Below are 4,417 nucleotides of genomic sequence, written 5' to 3'. Positions count from 1 at the left end.
GCTCGACACCCCCGACCCCGCCACCTCTCCCGTTCATTTGCCCTCCGTTCGGCCTTCACTCATCTGTGAACACAGAACGCACACAGATCCGCGACTCTCAGTGCGCTTTGGGTGATTCTTCGTCGCTGGCGAAAAACGGCCCATCGGGTGAAGGGGAGAGGGGGTGGTTTCCATGGTTTCGGCACGGTTCCTGTATGTGGTTTGGGGGACGCCGCAGAGACCCGTGGGGGAGGAACAGTCGGTCGGCTGGCGGCTTGTGGGGTCCAATCACCGTGAACTGGGGCGTAGCGCCGAGTCGTTCACCGGATTCACGGAGTGCCGGGCCGCTGTGCTGTGGCTGAGAGAGCGGATCTCGGACGCCAGGGTGCTGCTGACCACGACGGAGGCGGCCGGCGGCTGGAGCTGGCGGCTGGAGATCGACGGCCGGGCGGTCGCGGTCGCCGGGCGGCTCTACCAGCGCCAACGGGACTGCCAGTACAACTTCGGCCAGTTCCTCAACACGGTCACGGTGGCCGAGCTGGCCGAGCCGACGCAGCCCTGGCCCCGAGGGGCCGCCGCGCGGCGGATGTACGGCCCGCCGAGAGCGGCCGGTCCGACCCGGCCCGGCGGTCCCGGAAAGGAGCCGGGCGCCCCGCGTCACAGCCGCTCCGACGACGATGACGGCGGCGATGGCGGTGGCGGGCGCGAGCGGGCCGGGACGCGTGCCGGATGAGCGTTGTCATGCCCAGACTCGGGCAGCCCTCCGAACCCGGACCGGGTCCGGAAACCGGTGGTGACGACGACGCCCGGCGCGCGCCGCGCGGCCGGATCGAGCCCGCGGACCGCCTCTTCCAGGGCGTGCTCCGCGGCAGTGGGGCCATCGTTCTGGCGATCATGCTGCTGGTCGGCGTCTTCCTCACCTACCGCGCCTCCCAGGCGCTGGGCGTCGCCCAGTGGTCGTTCCTCACCACCTCCGCGTGGGAGCCGGACTCGCGCCGCTTCGGCATCGCCGCCGTGCTCACCGGCACGGTCCTCATCGGGCTGACCGCGATCTGCATCGCCGTACCGCTGGCCCTCGGCACCGCGCTGTACATCTCGGAGTACGCGCCGCGAAAGCTCAAGCGGACGCTGATCAGCCTGGTGGACCTCATGGCCGCGGTGCCGAGCGTCGTGTACGGGCTGTGGGGCTTCTTCCTGCTCCAGGGGCAGGTCGTCGGGCTCTCCCGGTGGATCGCCACCTACTTCTCCTGGATCCCGTTCTTCAAGGTCGACGGCGTCGACCCGGGCGACCCGCTCCAGACCACCACCGTGTACACGTCCTCCACCTTCATCGCGGGCATCGTCGTCGCGCTGATGGTCACGCCCATCGCCTGCTCGGTGATGCGGGAGACCTTCTCGCAGGCGCCGTCCGGAGAGCGCGAGGGCGCGCTGGCACTGGGTGCGACCCGGTGGGGGATGATCCGCGCGGTCGTCCTGCCGTACGGGCGGGGCGGCATCATCGGCGGCACCATGCTGGGCCTGGGCCGGGCGCTGGGCGAGACGATCGCCGTCTACATGATCATCTCGCCGGTGTTCTCCGTGCAGTGGCACATCCTGCAGAACGGCGCCAACTCCGTCTCCGCGCTGATCGCCCTGCGCTACGGCTCCGCCAGCGAGTTCGGCATGTCGGCCCTGATGGCCGCCGGACTCGCGCTCTTCCTGCTGACCCTCGTCGTGAACTTCATCGCGTCCTCGATCGCCGCCCGCAGCCGCTCCGGCGCCGGAACGGAGGCCTGAGCATGACCACCGAGCTCCTCAAGGAACCCGCGACCGTGCGGCCGGCCGCCGAGGACCACGACAGCGGCCCCGAGGTACGGCGGAACACCTCCTCCGTACACACCTCCGACCTGCTCGCCCTCGCGGGCGCCGCCGCGGGCGGAGTGTCGTTCACCGCGCTGCTGTTCGTCTGGATCGCCCCGTTCGACACGGTCCTCGGCTTCGTCGTCGTCGCGTATCTGCTCTTCCTCGGGCTGTACGCCGTGCTGGTCTCCTTCGACGAGAACGCCGTCGCCGTACGCGACAAGGTCACCGCCGTGCTGTGGCAGAGCCTCGCCGTGTGCCTGCTCGGCGCGCTGGCCCTGGTCGTGGGGTACACCCTGTGGCGCGGCCGGTCCGCCCTCGTGCACATCGGCTTCTTCACCGAGGACATGTCGGGCACCGGCCCGCTGGAGCCGCTCAGCAAGGGCGGCGTGGTGCACGCGATCGTGGGCACCCTGGAACAGATCGCCATCTCGCTGGCCGTCACCGTGCCGCTCGGCCTTGCCTGCGCGGTGTTCCTCAACGAAGTGCCCGGACGCTACGCGCGTTTCGTCCGCACGATCGTCGAGGCGATGACGGCCCTGCCGTCGATCGTGGCCGGCCTGTTCATCTACGCCACCGTCATCCTCATCCTCGGCGTCGACAAGTCCGGCATCGCCGCCGCGCTGGCGCTCAGCGTGATGATGCTGCCGATCATCATCCGCGCCGCCGACGTGGTGATCCGGCTGGTGCCGGGCTCGCTGCGCGAGGCGTCGTACGCCCTGGGCGCGAGCAAGTGGCGCACCGTGTGGACGGTCGTCCTGCCCACCGCACGCTCGGGACTGACCACCGCCGTGATCCTGGGCACCGCCCGCGGTATCGGCGAGACCTCGCCGGTGCTGCTCACCTCCGGGGTCAACGCCGGACTGAACGCCGACCCGCTCAGCGGGCCGCAGATCTCACTGCCGCTGGCCACCTTCGACCTGGTGCGCTCGCCCCAACCCTCCTTCATCGCCCGCGGGTTCGGCTCCGCCGCGCTGCTGATGGCCCTGGTCCTGCTGCTGTTCGTGCTGGCCCGCGTCATCGGCGGGCGCGGACCCGGCGAGCTGACCCGGGGCCGGCGGCACCGGCGCGTGCTCGCCTCGCGGCGCGACGCCGCGCGCATGAGCAGGCGGGCGCAGGCCAGGGGGAGGCAACCCGCTGACGCCGAGCCGGCCTCCGGCTCCCCGCCACCCGTCGACACCGCCTCGGGGCCGGACCCCGAGTAGCCCTTCCGCCCCACCGGCCGGCCACACCCACCGCATCACCGACCCCGACCTGGAGTTCCTCGTCATGCCCGGATCACCTCCGGCCACGTTCGCACGCCTGCGCACGAGAGCCGTGACCGCCCTCGTCCTCCTGGCAGCCCTGCTCGTCGGCGCCGTGCCCGCCGACGCCGCGACCTATGTGCCGATCTCGGGCGCGGGCTCCACCTGGAGCCAGAACGCGCTCGACCAGTGGCGGGCCAACGTCAAGCAGTACGGCATGACCGTGAACTACAACGGCACGGGCTCCTCCGACGGCCGTAACCAGTTCCGCAACGGCACAGTGGACTACGCCGTCTCCGAAATCCCGTACGGCATCAAGGACTCGGGCGTCGTCGACTCGCCGCCGTCCCGGAAGTACGCGTACATGCCGATCGTGGCCGGCGGTACGTCGTTCATGTACAACCTCACCATCGGCGGCCGTCGGGTGACCAACCTGCGGCTGTCCGGCGAGGTCATCGCCAAGATGTTCACCGGGCAGATCAAGACCTGGAACGACCCCGCCATCAAGGCCGACAACCCGGCGCTCGCCACCGCGCTGCCCGCCCGCCGGGTCGTGCCGGTGGTGCGCTCCGACGGCTCCGGTACGACCGCCCAGTTCACCACCTGGCTGAGCAAGCAGTACCCGTCACAGTGGGACGCCTACTGCCGCCGGGCCGGCCGGACCACCCCCTGCGGGGCGACCTCCAACTACCCGGTCGTGTCGGGCGCCGGCTTCGTCGGACAGTCCGGCTCCAACGGCGTCTCCGGCTATGTCGCCCAGGCAGGCAACGTCGGCACCATCACCTATGTCGAGTACTCGTACGCCGTGTACACGACCGGTTTCCCGGTCGCCAAGGTGCTCAACAGGGCCGGGTACTACGTCGAGCCGACCGCGAAGAACGTGGCGGTGGCGCTGACCAAGGCCGACATCGAGGAGAACGCCGCGTCCCCGGCGTATCTGACGCAGAAGCTCGACCGTGTCTACAACGACGCGGACGCGCGCAGTTACCCGCTCTCCAGCTACAGCTACATGATCATCCCGACCAGGCTGGAGTCGAACTTCAACGCCCAGAAGGGCAAGACGCTCGGCGCCTTCTCGTACTACTTCCTCTGCCAGGGCCAGCAACGGGTCGACAGCCTCGGCTACTCGCCGCTGCCGATCAACCTCGTGCAGGCTGGGCTGAAGCAGGTGCGCAGGATCCCGGGTGTGGATGTCGAGAGCATCGACATCAAGAAGTGCAACAACCCGACGTTCTCGTCGGACGGCACGAACACGCTGGTCAAGACCGCGCCCTATCCGCCCGCCTGTGACAAGAAGGGGGCGGCCCAGTGCTCCACCGGTACGGGTGGGGCGAAGACTCCGACCCAGGTGGGTG

At 70.0% G+C, this 4,417-nt stretch carries 4 protein-coding genes; all 4 read left to right on the top strand.

Translation table 11 applies throughout. The features are described from left to right. The first annotated feature begins 328 nt into the window (after nucleotides 1–328). The gene (locus EAO75_RS44935) at nucleotides 329–712 is read left to right on the top strand and encodes a hypothetical protein (RefSeq protein ID WP_148000888.1); all 384 of its coding nucleotides are present in this window, start codon (nucleotides 329–331) and stop codon (nucleotides 710–712) included. 8 nt (nucleotides 713–720) lie between these two features. Next, nucleotides 721–1,755, top strand: coding sequence for a phosphate ABC transporter permease subunit PstC (pstC, locus tag EAO75_RS44930; protein ID WP_148000887.1), 1,035 nt, complete (start codon nucleotides 721–723; stop codon nucleotides 1,753–1,755). Nucleotides 1,756–1,757: 2 nt separating this feature from the next. Continuing rightward, a complete protein-coding gene (pstA, locus tag EAO75_RS44925; protein WP_148000886.1) occupies nucleotides 1,758–3,023 on the top strand; it encodes a phosphate ABC transporter permease PstA in 1,266 nt (421 codons plus the stop codon). Between the two features lie 64 nt (nucleotides 3,024–3,087). Then, nucleotides 3,088–4,417, top strand: a 1,330-nt coding sequence (pstS, locus tag EAO75_RS44920) for a phosphate ABC transporter substrate-binding protein PstS (protein ID WP_148000885.1), incomplete at its 3' end; no start/stop codon positions are given.

It is taken from the genome of Streptomyces sp. UW30 (assembly GCF_008042075.1).
Taxonomy (GTDB): Bacteria; Actinomycetota; Actinomycetes; order Streptomycetales; family Streptomycetaceae; genus Streptomyces.
The sequence above is the reverse complement of the archived record's forward strand: the minus strand, read 5'-3'. Positions and strand labels throughout refer to the sequence as shown.